Annotated in this window: 16 protein-coding genes; all 16 read right to left on the reverse strand. The window is 59.3% G+C overall.

Annotated elements, in window-relative coordinates; translation table 11 throughout:
- Window positions 1-3: 3 nt before the first annotated feature.
- Window positions 4-780 carry an amino acid ABC transporter ATP-binding protein gene (locus ACIQUH_RS14675; protein WP_400816279.1) on the reverse strand — a complete coding sequence of 259 codons (777 nt, stop codon included), beginning with the start codon at window positions 778-780 and terminating at the stop codon, window positions 4-6.
- Window positions 781-847: 67 nt separating this feature from the next.
- The gene (locus tag ACIQUH_RS14680; protein ID WP_400816281.1) at window positions 848-1,666 is read right to left on the reverse strand and encodes a substrate-binding periplasmic protein; all 819 of its coding nucleotides are present in this window, start codon (window positions 1,664-1,666) and stop codon (window positions 848-850) included.
- 503 nt (window positions 1,667-2,169) lie between these two features.
- Window positions 2,170-2,313 carry a hypothetical protein gene (locus ACIQUH_RS14685; RefSeq protein WP_400816283.1) on the reverse strand — a complete coding sequence of 48 codons (144 nt, stop codon included), beginning with the start codon at window positions 2,311-2,313 and terminating at the stop codon, window positions 2,170-2,172.
- A gap of 180 nt (window positions 2,314-2,493) precedes the next feature.
- The gene (locus tag ACIQUH_RS14690; RefSeq protein WP_400816285.1) at window positions 2,494-3,438 is read right to left on the reverse strand and encodes an electron transfer flavoprotein subunit alpha/FixB family protein; all 945 of its coding nucleotides are present in this window, start codon (window positions 3,436-3,438) and stop codon (window positions 2,494-2,496) included.
- Window positions 3,439-3,463: 25 nt separating this feature from the next.
- Window positions 3,464-4,210, reverse strand: coding sequence for an electron transfer flavoprotein subunit beta/FixA family protein (locus ACIQUH_RS14695; protein ID WP_020012152.1), 747 nt, complete (start codon window positions 4,208-4,210; stop codon window positions 3,464-3,466).
- A 10-nt stretch (window positions 4,211-4,220) separates the two neighbouring features.
- Window positions 4,221-5,654, reverse strand: a complete 1,434-nt coding sequence (locus ACIQUH_RS14700) for an aldehyde dehydrogenase family protein (protein ID WP_400816581.1) — start codon at window positions 5,652-5,654, stop codon at window positions 4,221-4,223.
- A 9-nt stretch (window positions 5,655-5,663) separates the two neighbouring features.
- Window positions 5,664-6,383 carry an ABC transporter ATP-binding protein gene (locus ACIQUH_RS14705; RefSeq protein ID WP_400816583.1) on the reverse strand — a complete coding sequence of 240 codons (720 nt, stop codon included), beginning with the start codon at window positions 6,381-6,383 and terminating at the stop codon, window positions 5,664-5,666.
- A complete protein-coding gene (locus tag ACIQUH_RS14710) occupies window positions 6,383-7,198 on the reverse strand; it encodes an ABC transporter ATP-binding protein (protein ID WP_400816288.1) in 816 nt (271 codons plus the stop codon). Before ACIQUH_RS14710 ends, ACIQUH_RS14705 begins: the two co-directional genes overlap by 1 nt.
- On the reverse strand, window positions 7,195-8,511 hold the full coding sequence (livM, locus tag ACIQUH_RS14715; RefSeq protein WP_400816290.1) for a high-affinity branched-chain amino acid ABC transporter permease LivM: 1,317 nt from the start codon (window positions 8,509-8,511) through the stop codon (window positions 7,195-7,197). The genes ACIQUH_RS14710 and livM overlap by 4 nt, the downstream gene beginning before the upstream one ends.
- A gap of 7 nt (window positions 8,512-8,518) precedes the next feature.
- Window positions 8,519-9,436 (reverse strand): branched-chain amino acid ABC transporter permease LivH, encoded by a 918-nt coding sequence (locus ACIQUH_RS14720; protein WP_400816292.1) that lies wholly within the window; start codon window positions 9,434-9,436, stop codon window positions 8,519-8,521.
- Between the two features lie 80 nt (window positions 9,437-9,516).
- Window positions 9,517-10,635 carry an ABC transporter substrate-binding protein gene (locus ACIQUH_RS14725; RefSeq protein ID WP_400816294.1) on the reverse strand — a complete coding sequence of 373 codons (1,119 nt, stop codon included), beginning with the start codon at window positions 10,633-10,635 and terminating at the stop codon, window positions 9,517-9,519.
- A 338-nt stretch (window positions 10,636-10,973) separates the two neighbouring features.
- Window positions 10,974-11,882, reverse strand: a complete 909-nt coding sequence (locus ACIQUH_RS14730; protein WP_031234414.1) for a LysR substrate-binding domain-containing protein — start codon at window positions 11,880-11,882, stop codon at window positions 10,974-10,976.
- Window positions 11,883-11,967: 85 nt separating this feature from the next.
- Window positions 11,968-13,173: an NAD(P)/FAD-dependent oxidoreductase gene (locus ACIQUH_RS14735; protein WP_400816296.1), complete on the reverse strand. Its 1,206-nt coding sequence runs from the start codon at window positions 13,171-13,173 to the stop codon at window positions 11,968-11,970.
- Window positions 13,170-13,988: an NAD-dependent epimerase/dehydratase family protein gene (locus tag ACIQUH_RS14740; protein ID WP_400816298.1), complete on the reverse strand. Its 819-nt coding sequence runs from the start codon at window positions 13,986-13,988 to the stop codon at window positions 13,170-13,172. Before ACIQUH_RS14740 ends, ACIQUH_RS14735 begins: the two co-directional genes overlap by 4 nt.
- 20 nt (window positions 13,989-14,008) lie before the next feature.
- Window positions 14,009-15,214 carry a pyridoxal phosphate-dependent aminotransferase gene (locus ACIQUH_RS14745; RefSeq protein WP_400816300.1) on the reverse strand — a complete coding sequence of 402 codons (1,206 nt, stop codon included), beginning with the start codon at window positions 15,212-15,214 and terminating at the stop codon, window positions 14,009-14,011.
- A complete protein-coding gene (locus tag ACIQUH_RS14750; RefSeq protein ID WP_400816302.1) occupies window positions 15,214-16,830 on the reverse strand; it encodes a hydantoinase B/oxoprolinase family protein in 1,617 nt (538 codons plus the stop codon). The genes ACIQUH_RS14745 and ACIQUH_RS14750 overlap by 1 nt, the downstream gene beginning before the upstream one ends.
- Window position 16,831 lies beyond the last annotated feature (1 nt).

The raw sequence follows: 16,831 nt of genomic DNA on the forward strand, positions 1-16,831 counted from the left end.
CTCCTAGCGGATATGGAATACACGATCGATGAATTCCTTAGTCCGCTCTTCCCTGGGCGATCCGAGGACCTGTTCAGGCGGGCCATCCTCAACCACGACACCGCCAGCGCAGAAGATGACACGCGATGCGATATTCTTGGCGAACCACATGTCGTGCGTCACAATCATCATCGGCATCTGCTGGCCGGCAAGTTGCATGATGACTTGCTCGACTTCTGAAACCAATTCGGGATCGAGGGCAGATGTCACCTCATCGAACAGCATCAGTTTGGGATCGAGCATCAGGGCGCGCGCAATGGCCACACGCTGCTTTTGACCGCCCGAAAGCTGTGCCGGGTAAGCTTTCGCTTTTGCTGCAAGTCCAAATCGCGTCAAAAGGGCAACAGCCCGTTCCAAAGCCTGTGCCTTGCTTTCGCCGCGCACCTTGCAGGGAGCCAGGATCAGGTTTTCAAGGACATTAAGATGCGGGAAAAGCGTATAATGCTGAAAAACCATGCCGATCGAACGGCGAACCTTCGTATCGATAAAAGTTTTATTACTGTCGCCATTGGCTGAGATGTAAGGCTTGCCACCGAAAGTGACAGAGCCGTTATCGATTTTTTCCAATCCCATCATCACGCGCAACAGCGTGCTCTTGCCGCCACCGCTCGGTCCGATGATGACGAGCCGATCTCCGGGCTTCATTTCGATGTCGAGGCCCTGAAGAACCTTAACATGGGGACCATAACTTTTATAAAGGCCATCGACCTTCAAAAGAGGCGTCTCTGACGATGTAGACATAGCAAAACCCTTGCAATTCCGAAAAGCCGGGTGAGCCGGTCGGCGCCGAAGCGCCGACCGGACAACCTTACTTGGCGGCCTTCAGAACCTCATCCGCCGCCGTGCGGAGGAGCTCATCCATATGGCCGGTGTCGAGCCGCTCCTGAACGAAGATGTTGAATGCCTCGATGTCGGAATAGGACATCGAATATGGCAGGCCGAATGCAACGCCCTGCTTGGCCAGCGCCGGCTTGGGCATGACCTGGGCCGCCCAATCCTGGTTCTGCTGAACGAAAAGCAAATTGGTGTCCGACTGATCGACGAGAACGTCAGCGCGCTTGGAGATAATGGCGAGACGGGTTTCGTCATTGCCGGGAAGACGAAGGATCGTCGCGGTCTTGATAGCGGCGGAAATCGCTTTGTCCTGTGCCGTGCCGGACATAACGGCCAGCGTAACGCCCACCTTGTCGATATCGGCAACAGATGTGAAACCACCCGAAAGCTTAGGGTTGTTCTTGTTATAGGCCAGCGAGATTTCATAAGGCATGGCCGAAATCGAGAAGTTGATGGCCATCGCGCGCGTCGGCGTGCGGTTCAGGGAGAGGGAAATATCCCATTTTCCAGCCTGAAGACCAGCAACGATATTGTCCCAGGTCGTGTCCACGAACTCAGCCTTCACGCCGAGAACTGCGGCCCATTCGCGGCACATTTCGGAATAGGCGCCGGAATACGCGCCGGAGGCCGGATCACGCATCACAAGCGGAGGAGAAACAGCAGCGCCGCAACGAAGTACACCTGCAGACTGCACTTTCTGCCAATAACCCTGTTGAGTCTGCGCGCTGACGGGAGAAGCGGTCGCGATAGCTGCGACTGCAAGCAACGCATAGGCATATAATCTCTTGATCATCTGTCTTCCCTTTTTTGTATGCGCCTGACGGCGCGGTTCCACTCAAAAATTTTGACCTTTGGGCCATTATTATTGTCGTCCAAATGTCGACCGAACTTTTATGTCGCTCTAATGTCGACAATGTCAATCGAATTCTGGCAATCGACGCTTAATTCGATTCACATCGCGAGATATCGGCACGACTTCTCTCTGTGCCGTTCGTCTCAAGGCACCAACGCAAGACGGAAAGCAGCGCCGCCTCCCCGCCCCAACATCAAAACACCTGCACATTGAGATTGCCCTGACTGGCAAATTATCCGGTCGGCGCTGCGAGCGGCTTGTTGCCAATGCGCTTGGCTTCAAGCCCCAGACTTGCAAACAGCTGTATCGGAAGGGTCTGTCATCGGGACTTGCCCGCTTGGGAAGGATCACCGAATGGCAGGCATTTGAGATGATCGGAGAGCGGACTCGCCAGCAAGCGCTGCGGCACAAGCGATACGCCGAACCCCTGAGACACTAACTCTTCAATCGTGTCGGGCAGCCGCAAGTTCACCGGAAAGGCCGGACTGGATGTTGATCTGAAGATCGGGAAAGGTGCCCCGCAGCTGGCTGACCACAAGCGGCAGCATGCGGGTGAGAGTCGTCTGCACGAACCCGATGGTGATCAAGCCCGCTATATCCTCGCCCTTGGCGATGCGGCGAATCCGCTCTTCGAGAGCCAGAATGTCCCGCGCGACTTTGGCAATTGCAAAGCCTTACACGGTCAGCCTCGGCGAACGTGGCGACCGGTTGAAAATATCCACCCCGAGTTCCTGCTCCAGCCGCGGCATCTGGATATTGATTGCCTGTTACGGCAAGCTTTTTTCGAGTTCCGGCAGCGCCTCGAAGAGATCTGCGACGAGACCGTAATCCGCCACCTGGAAGATCGGCGCTTCTTCATCCTTGTTGATGGCGACGATGACCTTCGAGTCCTTCATGCCGGCCAGATGCTGGATGGCGCCGGAAATGCCCGCCGCGATGTAAAGCTGCGGCGCAACCACCTTGCCGGTCTGGCCCACCTGCCAGTCGTTCGGCGCATAACCGGCATCGACCGCAGCACGGCTGGCGCCAACGGCGGCACCGAGCTTGTCGGCGACGGGAAGGATGACTTCCTTGAATTTTTCCGAGGAACCAAGCGCACGGCCACCCGAGATGATGATCTTCGCAGATGTCAGTTCCGGACGGTCGGACGAGGCCAGCGCATCGGAAACGAAGCTGGAGAGGCCAGGGTTTTCCGCCGCACCGATGCTTTCCACTGCGGCGGAACCACCTTCGCTTGCTGCCGCAAAGGCGGTCGGACGCACGGTGATGACCTTCTTCGCATCGGTCGCCTGCACCGTCTGGATGGCGTTGCCGGCATAGATCGGCCGCTTGAAGGTGTCGGGGCCGACAACCTCGATGATTTCCGAGACCTGCGCCACGTCAAGAAGCGCCGCAACGCGCGGCGTCACATTCTTGGCCGAGGCGGTGGCCGGCGCGATGATGACATCATAGGAAGGGCTGAGCGAAACGATCAGCGCCGCCAGCGGTTCTGCCAGCGCATTGGCATAGGATGTATCGTCGGCGAGCAGCACCTTCGAGACGCCGGAGAGTTTTGCGGCTGCGTCAGCTGCGCCCTTGGCGCCGGAACCGGCGACCAGCACGTGGACGTCGCTTCCCGTCCCCTTGGCAATCTGCGTTGCCGCCGTCAGCGTCTTTCCCGTCAGGTCGGAAAGGGTTGCGTTGTCGTGTTCTGCCAGAAGAAGAATGGCCATGAGAATATCTCCCTTTTCCGAAATCTTAGAGGACGCCGTCGGCCTTGAGCTTTTCGACCAGCTCGGCAACCGAGCCGACCTTGATGCCGGCCTTGCGGCCTGCCGGCTCCTCGGTCTTCAGCACCTTCAGGCGCGGCGAAACATCGACGCCGAAATCGGCCGGCGACTTCTTGTCGAGCGGCTTCTTCTTGGCCTTCATGATGTTCGGCAGCGAGGCGTAACGCGGCTCATTGAGACGAAGATCGGTGGTGACGACGGCGGGAAGCTTCAGCTCCACGGTCTGCAGGCCGCCATCGACTTCGCGCGTCACCGCAACCTTGCCGTCGGAAGGCACGACCTTGGAGGCAAAGGTGCCCTGGCCCCAGCCGAGCAGGGCGGCCAGCATCTGGCCGGTCTGGTTCGAATCGTCATCGATCGCCTGTTTGCCGACGATGACGAGGCCGGGCTGTTCGGCCTCGGCCACACCCTTCAGGAGCTTGGCGACGGCGAGCGGCTCGACCGTCTCGTCGGTCTCGATCAGGATGGCACGGTCGGCACCCATGGCGAGTGCGGTGCGCAGCGTTTCTTCCGCCTTGGCCGGGCCGATGGAGACGACCACGACTTCTTCGGCCTTGCCGGCTTCCTTGAGACGCAGCGCCTCTTCCACCGAGATTTCGTCGAACGGGTTCATCGACATCTTCACATTCGCAAGCTCAACGCCCGAACCATCCGATTTAACGCGGATCTTCACGTTGTAATCGACGACTCGTTTAACGGGGACAAGGATTTTCATGGCAGGCACCTCATGCAAATGTGTAGGCAGTTTTGACCGATGTGTAGAACTCGGCAGCATAGCGACCCTGCTCGCGCGGTCCGTAAGACGAGCGTTTGCGGCCGCCGAATGGCACATGGAAATCGACACCGGCCGTCGGCAGGTTGACCATCACCATGCCCGCCTCCGAATTGCGCTTGAAATGCGTCGCATATTTGAGGCTGGTGGTGGCTATCCCGGACGACAGACCGAAATTGGTGTCATTCGCAACCCCAAGCGCCTCATCATAATCTTTCACCCGGATGACAGCCGCGACAGGACCGAAAATCTCCTCGCGGGAAATGCGCATCTCGTTATTGGCTTCGGTGAACAGCGCCGGCTGCAGGTAGAAGCCATGTGTGTCGCGCTCGATCCGCTCGCCGCCGAAAGCGAGTGTGGCGCCTTCCCTGCGGCCGATCTCGATATAGTCGAGATCCTGTTGCAACTGGCCCGCGTCGACCACCGGGCCGATATGTGTGCCGCCTTTCATGGCGTCATCAACAACCAGTCCTTCGAGGCGCCGCATCAGCGCCGCAACGAAGCGGTCATGGATGCCTTCGGTAACGATCAACCGCGACGATGCAGTGCAGCGCTGGCCGGTCGAGAAGAAGGAGGAATTGGCGGCAGCCTCGACGGCGACATCAATATCCGCATCATCGAGAACGACAAACGGGTTCTTGCCACCCATTTCCAGCTGGAACTTGCGATTGTGCTCGACCGATGCCAGCGCAACGCGCTTGCCCGTACCGGTCGATCCGGTAAAGGTCAACGCATCGACATCGGGACTGTCGAGCAATGTCTGGCCGACCACGCTGCCACGACCCATGACGAGATTGACGACGCCCGCAGGCGCCCCGGCCCGGTGCAGGATATCGACAAGCGCCCAGGCGCATCCAGGCACGAGGTCAGCGGGCTTCAGCACCACCGTGTTGCCATGGGCGAGCGCAGGAGCGATCTTCCAGGCAGGAATGGCAATCGGAAAATTCCATGGCGTAATGATGCCGACGACACCGACCGGTTCGCGGGTAATCTCGACACCAACACCTGGCCGTACGGAAGGTAAAAGCTCACCGGAAAGGCGCAGCACTTCACCCGCAAAAAAATCGAAAATCTGCGCGGCGCGGGTCACTTCGCCAATCGCTTCCACCAGCGTTTTACCCTCCTCGCGAGCGAGCAACGCGCCAAGTTCGGCTTTGCGGGCAAGAATTTCGTCGCCCGTCCGTTTCAATATGCCATGGCGTTCGAGAAGGGGCGCACGCGACCAGGCCGGCAATGCCGCTTTGGCGGCGGCGATTGCGTTGCGCGTATCCTGTGCGCTGGCACGGGCATATTCACCCACAACCTCGGCGGTGTTCGAGGGATTGATGTTGGCGGAGGCGTCACCGGCGATCCACTCACCGGCAATCAGGTTTTTATGCAGCATGATGGTCTCCGTTCAATGCAGGCCGAGATAGGCCTTGCGGACGTCTTCATTGTCGAGGAGCGCTGCACTTTCTCCAGACAGATGGATCCGTCCGTTGACCATCACATAGGCCCGCTGCGACAGTTTCAGCGCATGATTGGCGTTCTGTTCGACCAGAAAGATCGTTTTGCCCATGGCGGCGATCTCGGACAGGACTTCGAACACGCGCTTGACGACGAGCGGCGCAAGGCCAAGCGAGGGCTCGTCGAACAGGATCAGTTCAGGCCGCGCCATCATGGCACGCGCAATCGCCAGCATCTGCTGTTCGCCGCCCGACATGGTGCCGGCCATCTGGTTGCGACGTTCCCTCAGCCGTGGGAACAGGTCGAACATCGTCGCCCTGTCTTCGTCGAAATGCTCCATCCCGATTGGCGTCGTCCCCATCATCATGTTCTCCTCGACCGACATGTCCTGATAAATCTGCCGGCCTTCCGGCACCAATGCGATGCCGCGTCTGGCGATGCGATGTGTCGACAACCGCGAAATATCCTCGCCGCGATGAAGAATGCGACCGGCAGTCGCCCGCGGCGATCCGAAGATGGTCGACAGAAGGGTCGTCTTGCCGGCGCCATTTGCTCCGATCAGGCTGACGATCTCGCCGGAACGGATATGCACATCGACGGATTTCAGGGCCTCGACCGGTCCGTAGTGGCTATGCACGCCAACGAATTCGAGAAGCGGGTTTTGCTGCATCACTGGACCTCTTCTTCGCTGACGCCGAGATAGGCGGCAATCACAGCCGGATCATTCGCCACATGGTCGGGCGTGCCGTTGGATATGACTTCGCCGTGGTCGAGCACGACGATATGGTTCGAGATCCGCATCACCAGCCCCATATCGTGCTCGATGACCAGCACAGTCAGGTCATGGTCGGCGCGCAGGATCTGCAGGACCTCGGACAATTCTCCGGTTTCCGCCGGATTGAGGCCAGCAGCCGGCTCGTCGAGGCAGATCAGCTTTGGCGACGTGCACATGGCACGGGCGATTTCCAGCCGCCGCTGCCGGCCATAGGGCAGTTCACCGGCAAGCCGGTTGGCATCCTCGGCGAGATGCATGCGCTCCAGCCAATAATAGGCGCGATCGACCGCCTCGCGTTCGGCGCGGCGATAGGCAGGTGTCGAGAAGACACCACTCAGGAGATTGTTGGCGGTCTGCCGGTGCTGGGCCACAAGAAGGTTTTCCACCACCGACATCTCGCGGAACAACCGGATGTTCTGGAAGGTGCGGGCGATGCCGGCACGGGTTGCCAGATGCGAGCCGCCGGTAATCGGCCGAGCGATCAGTTCGCCGATATCCTGCGCGCCATTCTCGCCATGCAAAAGGATATTGCCTTCGCTCGCACGATAAAAACCGGTGATGCAGTTGAACATCGTGGTCTTGCCGGCCCCATTGGGGCCGATCAGCGCGGTGATCGCGCCTTTTTCGACGGAAAAATTAACGTTGCGGTTGGCGACGATGCCGCCGAAGCGCATCGTCACATTGCAAACTTCAAGGAGCGGTGCGGTCATCGGCTTGCCTCCGCGCTGGCGCCAAGAACAGGCGACGATGCCCGTTCGGCGGACTTGGACGGAAAGAAGGCCGGCCGCGTGACACGGACAAGGCCACGCGGTTTCCAGATCATCATCACCACCATCAGCACGCCGAAAACGAAAACACGATACTCGGCGAAATCGCGCAGGAGTTCGGGTAGAATCGTCAGGACCAGAGCCGCCAGCACCACTCCGACCGTCGACCCGAGACCGCCGAGCACGACGATGGCGAGGATCAGCGCAGATTCGAAGAAGGTGAAGGATGTCGGGTTCACGAAGCCCTGATGGACGGCGAAGAACACACCGGCGAGGCCGCCGGTCGAAGCGCCCAGCATGAAGGCGGAAAGCTTGATGAAGACGTGATTGACGCCGAGCGAGCGGCAGGCGATCTCGTCTTCGCGCAGGGCTTCCCACATGCGGCCAAGCGGCATGACACGCAAACGCTGCACCGCATAGATCACCGCGCAGACGACGAGGAACAGCACCAGATAGATGAACCAGAACTTGTAGTCGGCATTATAGGGGATGCCGAACGCCTCGTGAAAGGGGGTTCCGCCCTGACGCGCCGTGCGGGTGAATTCGAGCCCGAACAGGGTCGGAGGCGGTACCGGTGCGCCGTTCGGACCGCCGGTGAAGGCCAGCCAGTTATTGAGCACAAGACGGATGATTTCGCCGAAACCAAGGGTGACGATGGCAAGGTAGTCGCCATGCATCTTCAGAACCGGAAAGGCGAGGATCATGCCGCAGAAGCCGGCCAGGAACGGTGCAATAATCAGCGCGCTCCAGAAACCGAGACCCAGATATTGCGCGCCGAGCGCCAGAAGATAGGCGCCGACCGCATAAAAGGCAACGAAACCGAGATCCAGCAGACCGGCAAGGCCAACGACGATGTTGAGACCGAGACCCAGCAGGCAATAAATCAGGGCGAGGATGGCAATACCGAGAAAATATTTGTCGGCGACGAAAGGCAATGCCAGACCTGCGAGAAACAGGACCGCAAGGAGAAAGGCAGGCGAGCGTTCCTGCCCGGACCGCACCGTCACGCCACCGCCGCTGCGGCCCAGTGCCGCCGAGATATGACGCCCGACCGGCGTCATTGAAGCGACTGACAGCACGACCCTGCCGATGGTGATGACGGCCGCAATCAGAACCGCGTGAACAAGTTCGTTGCGAAAGGTGAAGCCGTCGAGAACCAGGCCGGAAATCGGCCCGACCAGCACGAGCGATACACAGAAGGTCAGCAAAGCTTCCTTGCCGAGTTTTAGCAGAGGATTTTCATGCGTGTTCATCATAGCCTCCTCATACCTTCTGGATTTCAGGCCGTCCGAGCAGGCCATAAGGGCGGAAGAAGAGAAGGACGATCAGCAGGCCGAAGGCGAAGACATCCTTGTAGTCGGTGCTGACGTAACCCGCGAAAAGCGCTTCGGTCAGCCCAAGGAGGACACCACCCAGCACGGCACCGGGGAGCGAACCGATCCCGCCAAGTACGGCGGCGGTAAAGGCCTTGATACCCATCACGAAGCCGATGAAGAAATTGAAGGAGCCATAGTTGAACGTCACCAGCGTGCCCCCGACTGCCGCAGTCGATGCGCCGATGACAAAGACGGTGGAGATGATGCGGTCGGTATCGACGCCAAGCACCGCGGAAATCTGGCGGTTCTGCTGGGTCGCGCGGCACTGCCGTCCGATGCGTGTATGATTGATCACATAGGTCAGGATACCCATGGCGACCAGCGACGCGACCAGGATAATGGTCTGCATATAGGTAATCTGCGCAAAGTGCTCCTCGCCACCGAAGCGGAAGGCGCCCTGTATCAGGATCGGAACGCCCTGATCACGTGCGCCCTGCGCGATCTGAACATAGCTTTGCAGCATCAGTGAAATGCCGATGGCCGAGATCAGCGGCGCAAGTTTGGTCGAGCCGCGCAACGGCCGGTATGCAACGCGCTCGATCGCCCAACCGTAAACAGCCGTAATGAGACAGGTGATGATGAGAATGGATATCAGCGCGAAGGGCACTGACTGAATGCCGAAAAAGCTGATGACGGCAAGCACGATGGCCGCGACATAGGCAGAGACCATGTAAACGTCGCCATGGGCAAAGTTGATCATGCGAATGACGCCATAGACCATGGTATAGCCCACGGCGATGAGACCATAGATGGTGCCCAGCGTGATCCCGTTGATCAGCTGCTGCGCCAAGATGTAAAAATCCATGGCGAACCCCTTTTTGATTGTTCTTGCCTGCACAGCGGGGCCGGCTCGGCCATGCCGGCCGGCCCCTTTAACAGGATCGTTTAGTTGCGAACCGGAGTGCCCTTGTCGTCGAAAGAGTAAAAGACGAACTTGAAGTCCTTCACGTCGCCCTTCTCGTTCCAGCCGAGATTACCGACCGCAGACTTGACCGTGTTGGCGTGCAGCCATTTTACCTGATCCTCGATCTTGCCGTCCTTGGTGCCCTGGATGGCGGCGACGATGGTCTGGGCGCTGGCATAACCGAACAGGGTGTAGTTGTCGGGCGCGATGCTCTGCTTTTTCAGGTCGGCAAGTGCATCCGCGGATGCCGGATCTTCCTTTGGATCTGCCGCCGACGAATAATAGACACCCTTGAGGTTCTGCGCGCCGCCGGCTGCGGTCACGATTTCGGCCTGGGCAAGCGCGTCGCCACTGACAAAGGCGACGTCCAGACCCTGTTCGTGGATCTGGCGGATGAGCGGGCCGGCTTCAGGAATGAGGCCGCCAAAATAGACGGCTTTTGCGCCCGAGCTCTTGATCTTGGTGACGAGCGCGTTGAAGTCCCGTTCGCCGCGCGTCAGGCCTTCATAAAGAACCGGCTCGACCTTGCGATCGGCAAGTGTCTTCTTCAACGCATCCACGAGGCCCTGACCGTAGGTATCCTTGTCATGGACAAGAGCGATCTTGTCGATCTTCAGTGTGTCGAGGATGAACGAGCCGGCAACCACAGCCTGCTGGTCGTCACGACCGCAGGTACGGAACACCGTTTCGAGGTCGCGATCGGTGACGATCGGGTTGGTCGAGGACGGGGTCACCATGAGGATACCGGCGTCGTTGTAAATTTCCGATGCGGGAATGGTGCTCGATGAGCAGAAGTGGCCGACGAGTGCCTGCACCTTGTCCTGGTCGACAAAACGATTGGCGACCGCCACAGCCTGCTTGGGCTCGCAGGCGTCATCGCCCTTGATCAGCTCCACCTTCTTGCCATCGATGCCGCCGGCCTCGTTGACGTTTTTGATATAGGCAGAAACACCGGTCCACACCTGCTCACCAAAAGTGGCGTTGGCACCTGTCATCGGGCCCGCAACGCCGATCTTGATCGTGTCTGCAGCATATGCGCTGGAGACGACAAGAACCGACGCGAAAGCAGCGCCCGCAAGAAGCTTCGAAATAGAATTCATTTTTTAAATCCCTCTGGTTTGGCCCAATGACCGTTAGCTGCCCGGAGAGTTGCTCTCTCTCTTTTTGTTGCGATAGCCATTCCCGGGGCCTGTCGCGACAACCAGGGAAAAGGAGCTTAATCGAGGGCGCGTTTGAGAGGGATTTCTGTCGTTCTCCGTCCATCCGGCCAGGAGAAAGACTGCATTACTTGCCGTCGTGACCAAACCAAGAAACAACAGCGATAGACAAGATTTACTTTCTCTCCTTGCTCTCGCGGCAAAATGACGAAATCGTGCATCGCCGCTTCAAGGGAAGCGTCGGTGCATTTGTGCGTTCCGGCTTTCGGAGGGCAGAAAAATCAGTCGAATTCGCGTCTGGAGGACCAGTCCTCCGCACAAATCCATTCGCAGAACGTCGAGATGATTTTGACGCGCTTGTGGGCCCGAGGCACCACCAGGTAAAACCCGGGCACATCTCGCTCCTCCATGCCGTCCAGCCGGTCGATACCCAGGGGCGCGGCCAACCGGCCCGCCTTGATGTCGGACAGGGCATCAAGTCTCGACACAAGCCCGACGCCGAGGCCCGATACCGTTCCCCGGCGCATGGTGGCAGCATCCTGAAACTCGATTTCGCCGGCAATTTCCGCCGGTTCCAGCCCCAGATGTCTGAGTACCTTGCCCCACAGGTTTCTGGCCATGACGGGATGTAGAAGTGTGAACGCCGTGAGGTCTTTCGGCTCCCGAATCCGCTCAGCGAGTTCGGGAGCGCAGCAGATGATCTTCGGATCACGCACCAATAGCTGGCAATCATAATCCTTCCAGGCCCCGAAGCCCCACTGGATACAGACGTCCACCTCGTCAGCGGCGAAATCGCGGATGCTGACCATGGTCGTCATGCGAATATCGGCGCCGGGCATCAATTCGCGGAATCGTTCCAGTCTCTCCATGAGATAACGGGTCGCGAAATAGGGGCTGACATTGATATTGATACGGTTTCGATAGGTGGAATTGGTGACACGGCGAATGCCTTCGGTGAATTCATCGAAACCCGCCTCGATGAAGTGGGACAGCACGATGGCCTGTTCCGTGGGTTCTATCACCCGCGCCTTGCGCTCAAAGAGCGGCACATGGAGAATGTCCTCCAGCAACTTGATCTGCTGGCTCACGGCCTGCGGTGTGACCAGCAGTTCATCGGCAGCACTACGAAAGCTTCCCTGCCGCATGACGGCCCAGAAGGCGCGTAGCGCGTTCAAAGGGGGAAGTCGCATATGCTGCCCAGCCAATTTCACCTCCGCTGCCAAACGAGATTTACGACGCTTATCCGGGCTGTGCGCGCCGGATAAGCGTCGTATATTAGATCACCGCCTTTTCAAGGAAAGGTCGATTTTCAACAATGCGTTCGAAGCCGACTTCCGTGAGGTCCAGCGTCCGGTATTCGCCATAAACGATCAGTTCGGAAACGCCACGCCCTGTCGCCGGTCCCTGCTGCAGGCCATGCCCGGAAAAGCCGTTGGCGAAGATGAAGTTGCGAACCTGTGGATGACGGCCAACGACCAGATTGTGGTCCAGCGTGTTGAAGTCGTAGTGACCGGCCCACTGGTTCACGACCTTGATCGCCTCGAAGGCGGCCGATCGTTCGGCAAGAGCCGGCCAGATGATCTCTTCGAACTCTTCGTAACGCGGTTCGAAATCATCCCAATCCGCAGTCGGGTCTTCAATGGGTGGGCAGCCGGACAGGAAAAAACGACCCTCCGGACGGCAGAAGACGCCGCTGGGATCGATCATCAGCGGCAACCGGCCCTGGTTGACTGCCGCAGTGCCTTCCGGCGTTTTCGCACAATCGAAGACGAAAAGCGTGCGCTTGCGGGGTTCAACCGGAATATGAAGACCGGCCATTTTGGCGGTCAAAGCGGCACGCGGGCCCGATGCGTTGACGATGGTGCCAGCCTTGACCACGACGCCGGATTTCAGCGTGATCTGTGTTACGGTATCGCCTTCACGGCCGATCCCAACCACCTCGCCGGTGACATATTCAGCCCCCAACGAGCGGGCCTTGTTCTTGAAGCCGTACATCAGACCGGTATTGTTGAACCAGCCTTCGCCCGACCGCCCATAGGACGCAAGTTCGATGTCGGCGACATTGAGGTGCGGGAAGGCTTCACCGAGTTCATCTCTGTTCCAGAGAACGACATCTGCTCCACATGCCTTTTGCGCCACGTGATTTTCCCGCAGAATCTCCACCTGGTCCGGTGTACTGGCCAGGAAGAGATAGCCGCCGGAATGGAAGCCGAGATCCGGCTTGTCATCTCCGACCTGCATCATCTCGCCGAAATTGCGGATCACCTCAGACCCGTACTGGCTGATCCTGACGTTGATCGGATTGGAGAACTGCGTGCGGATCGATGACGACGACAGCGATGTCGACGCGGTCAGATAGGTCGGATCCCGCTCCACGACCAGAATGGAGCCTTTGAAGTCCGGATTGGCGGCGAGATAATAGGCTACAGCGGAGCCGATGACCGCCCCGCCGACGATCACCACGTCATAGGCGTCTTTCATTTGGAAACCTCATCGTCGGGATGTCCGAGATCGACGAACCAGCCGCCGAGATAACGTGTGGCGGGCGCCTTGGGGTCATTCGGCGCCGTCCGTCCCTCGACGTCGGCGCGAAATCGCTCGGAACTATCCTCCGGCTGAAAGCCAATGTGGCCACTCAGGGAATTGTCCACGGGCTTAACCTTATTATCGGAGATGCCGAAGCTGATTGTATGTCCGATACGCGGAGCCGTCAGGCTGGCTTCGGCAAGGCGCACACAATCTCCAAACGAAAGCCACGACCAGAGCATGCGACGGTCCGCCGGCTCCGGAAATGACGAGAATATGCGCAGGCAGGCGGATTCGATGCCGAACTTGTCCCAATAAAACCGGCTTAGTGCCTCCACGAAGCATTTCGACACACCGTAAAGGCTGTCGGGACGCACCGGAGCCTCGACATCGATATGCGCTTCCAGCTCGTGGTAGCCTATGGCGTGAACCGATGAGGCATAGACGACGCGCTTCACGCCATTCTGCCGGGCGGCCTCGTAGATATTGTAGCTGCCCTGAATGTTGGAATCGAGAATGGTCGCCCAGCGCGTCTCAAGCGGTGCGCCGCCAAAATGAACGATGGCGTCGACGCCTTCGGCAGCCTTCATCACGGCAGCTGCGTCCGAAAGTTCGAATGTCAGTGCCTCCTCGTTGGGGCCGACATTTTCGATCGCAATGCGGTCCGCAAGGCGCAGCGTGTCTGCAAGATGCGCAAGTCCCTTGCGCAACTCGGTGCCGAGCCGTCCGGCCGCACCGGTGATCAGGATGGTCTTGAAGGGTTTTGTCATGGGATCCTTGGCATCCTGTCTTAATTTTGCAGTCTGGAAACGGCAGCCGCAATGCGGGCGATGGCATCCTGAAGGGTGGCTTCGGATGTCGCGGTGGAAATGCGGAAGAAAGGCGACAGGCCGTAGGCCGCGCCCGGCACGGCCGCGACATGAGCCTCGCGAAGAAGATAGGTCGCAAAGTCGCTGTCATTGGCGATCGTGACGCCTTCCGGCGTCTTCGTCCCGATAAAGGCTGCGCAACCGATATAGGCGTAGAACGCGCCTTCCGGCGGATCGAGCGTCAGACCTTCGATCGCGGAAATCTCGCGCACGACGAGGTCCCGACGCCGCTCGAACGCCTCACGGAAGCGGCTGACCTCTTCCTGGGGCCCTTCGAGTGCAGCTTGCGCCGCGATCTGCGCCACCGTCGCAACCGATGTGCAGGACTGGCTCTGCACGGTCGACATTGCCTTAATGAGATCCTTCGGACCAGCGGCATAACCGACACGCCAGCCGGTCATCGCATACGCCTTGGAGACGCCGTTCACGATCAGGCTGCGATCGCGCAGGTCCGGGCAGGCCCTGCCGAAGCTCACGAAACTGCGGCCATCGAAAATGATGTGTTCATAGATCTCGTCGGACAGGACGAGAACTTGCGGATGGCGGGCGAGAACGACGCCGAGCGCCTTAAGCTGTTCCTCGCTATAAACTGCGCCGGAGGGGTTGCCCGGCAGGTTGAGAAACAGCCATTTCGTCTTCGGTGTGATTGCCGCTTCCAGCACCTCGGACGTCAGGCGAAAACCGTCTTCGGCACCGCAAGCCGGTGTCACCGGCACGCCGCCGAAAAGCTTCGCCATTTCCGGATAGGAGACGAAATAGGGAGCGGGAAGAATGACCTCGTCGCCCTCGTTGACGGTCGCCATCAGAGCGTTGAAGATGATCTGCTTGGCGCCGTTGGCAACGGCGATTTCATCGAGGGCAAAATCAAGTCCGTTCTCGCGTTTGAACTTGGCAGCGATGGCGCGGCGCAGTTCCGGCGTGCCAGGTGCGGCCGTATAGAGCATCCGGTTTTCGCGGGCCGCCTTGAATGCCGCCTCGGTCACATGCGCCGGGGCGGCGAAATCGGGTTCACCGAGACCAAGATCGATCACATCGATCCCGGTGGCGGCCAGATCCTTGGCTGCCTGTGACACGGCCATGGAGGCCGAAGGTTTTACCGCCGCAAGACGGTCTGCAATCCTCGTCATCATTTCGTCTCCGTCACATAACCCTTGCGGACATCTTCAGCCTTCGCCGCTTCGCTGCGCTTTTCCGGATCGCCGAACCCGCCGCCGCCCGGTAAATGCAGGACCAGCCTGCGTCCGGAGGGCACATGCTGCCATCCCTTCGGCCGCAGCAATGTTCCGTCATCCAGCATGGCCTTGCCGGGCTTTCCGGGTTCGCCGCCATCGCGGCCCGCCGCCGGTGTCCCGATGCGGTCGAACATGGCGGAGAAATCGAATTCGTGGCCATCGGCCGGGGCGATCTCGATGATCTGGCCGAGACCGCCGCGATATTCGCCATCGCCGGCGGAATCCGGACGCAACTCCTTGCGCCAGACGACGATCGGTCCGGTATGTTCCGTCGCCTCGATCGGCATCGTATGGACGCCGGAGGGGAAAGCCGTCGCAGACAGTCCATCAAGCCCCGGCCGCGCGCCCATGCCGCCCGAATTGAACATCAGCACCTCGGCGCGCCGCCCCTGTGCGCCAGCGACCGGCCGGGCGGAAATATGGATGTTCCACAGCGCCGCGGCACCTTCGGCGAGGATTTTTCCCGGCAGCGCCTTTGCAAGCGCGCCAAGCACAAGGTCCGGCACCATGTGTCCGATCACGTGGCGAACAGAAACCGGAGCCGGGCGCTCGGCGTTGAGAATATTTACCGGTGAGGAAACATTAAAGACGGCAAGCGACGCCGCACTGTTGGGAATGTCGGGGGCGACCACGCATTTCAGCGCGTAGCAGGCATAGGCCTTCGTATAGATCAGCGGCACGTTGATGCCCCACCGGCTCATCGCGTCCGTGCCGGAAAAATCGACATCGACCGACGTGTTACCGATCGTTACCTCGGCAGCCAGATTGATCGGCTCGTCGTAACCGTCAGTCAGAAGCTCGTTTTTCCATGCGCCTTTCGGCAGGGCGGCAATCCGCTCCATGATCGCCGTGTGGGTGCGCGAGAGGATGAAAGAGCCAAGCGTCTCGAGATTGGGAAGGCCGATCTCGTCCAGCATTTCGATAAGGCGACGATGACCAACGTCATTGCAGGCCGCAAGCGAGAAGAAGTCGCCAATGACCTGGTTCGGCTCACGAACATTGAGGCGCAGTATCTTCAACAGATCCCTGTTCACCTCGCCGCGCTCGGCGAACTTCATGATCGGGATCTGGATGCCCTCCTCATAAACCGACTTGCCATCGGCGCCGAAACCACGACCGCCGACATCGACGACATGCGCCGTGCAGGCGAAGAAGCCGATCAGTTCCTCTCCCTTGAAGGATGGGGAAACCATGGTGATGTCGTGAAGATGACCGGTGCCCTTCCAGGGATCGTTGGTGACGTAGGTGTCGCCCGGATACATCTCTTCGCGCGGAATTTCCGCGATGAAGTGCAGTACGGCTTCAGCCATCGTGTTGACATGGCCCGGCGTGCCGGTCACGGCCTGCGCCAGCATTTCACCCTTCGCGTTGTAGACACCGGCCGAAAGGTCGCCTGCCTCGCGCACCGAGGTCGAAAAAGCGGTGCGCAACAGCGTCATCGCCTGTTCTTCGACGACGGAGATCAGCCGGTTCCACATCACCTGCATGCGGATTTCGTCAAGCTGGCTCATG

This window comes from Agrobacterium sp. NPDC090283 (assembly GCF_044769685.1).
Classification (GTDB): domain Bacteria; phylum Pseudomonadota; class Alphaproteobacteria; order Rhizobiales; family Rhizobiaceae; genus Agrobacterium.

Bases quoted from the DNA above. Each gene is read 5' to 3' on its own strand.
- ACIQUH_RS14695 (WP_020012152.1), bottom strand. From the start codon at position 4,210: ATGAAAATCCTTGTCCCCGTTAAACGAGTCGTCGATTACAACGTGAAG.
- ACIQUH_RS14720 (WP_400816292.1), bottom strand. From the start codon at position 9,436: ATGGATTTTTACATCTTGGCGCAGCAGCTGATCAACGGGATCACGCTG.
- ACIQUH_RS14710 (WP_400816288.1), bottom strand. From the start codon at position 7,198: ATGACCGCACCGCTCCTTGAAGTTTGCAATGTGACGATGCGCTTCGGC.
- ACIQUH_RS14680 (WP_400816281.1), bottom strand. From the start codon at position 1,666: ATGATCAAGAGATTATATGCCTATGCGTTGCTTGCAGTCGCAGCTATC.
- ACIQUH_RS14690 (WP_400816285.1), bottom strand. From the start codon at position 3,438: ATGGCCATTCTTCTTCTGGCAGAACACGACAACGCAACCCTTTCCGAC.
- ACIQUH_RS14705 (WP_400816583.1), bottom strand. From the start codon at position 6,383: ATGCAGCAAAACCCGCTTCTCGAATTCGTTGGCGTGCATAGCCACTAC.
- ACIQUH_RS14735 (WP_400816296.1), bottom strand. From the start codon at position 13,173: ATGAAAGACGCCTATGACGTGGTGATCGTCGGCGGGGCGGTCATCGGC.
- livM (WP_400816290.1), bottom strand. From the start codon at position 8,511: ATGATGAACACGCATGAAAATCCTCTGCTAAAACTCGGCAAGGAAGCT.
- ACIQUH_RS14725 (WP_400816294.1), bottom strand. From the start codon at position 10,635: ATGAATTCTATTTCGAAGCTTCTTGCGGGCGCTGCTTTCGCGTCGGTT.
- ACIQUH_RS14675 (WP_400816279.1), bottom strand. From the start codon at position 780: ATGTCTACATCGTCAGAGACGCCTCTTTTGAAGGTCGATGGCCTTTAT.
- ACIQUH_RS14745 (WP_400816300.1), bottom strand. From the start codon at position 15,214: ATGACGAGGATTGCAGACCGTCTTGCGGCGGTAAAACCTTCGGCCTCC.
- ACIQUH_RS14740 (WP_400816298.1), bottom strand. From the start codon at position 13,988: ATGACAAAACCCTTCAAGACCATCCTGATCACCGGTGCGGCCGGACGG.
- ACIQUH_RS14750 (WP_400816302.1), bottom strand. From the start codon at position 16,830: ATGAGCCAGCTTGACGAAATCCGCATGCAGGTGATGTGGAACCGGCTG.
- ACIQUH_RS14730 (WP_031234414.1), bottom strand. From the start codon at position 11,882: ATGCGACTTCCCCCTTTGAACGCGCTACGCGCCTTCTGGGCCGTCATG.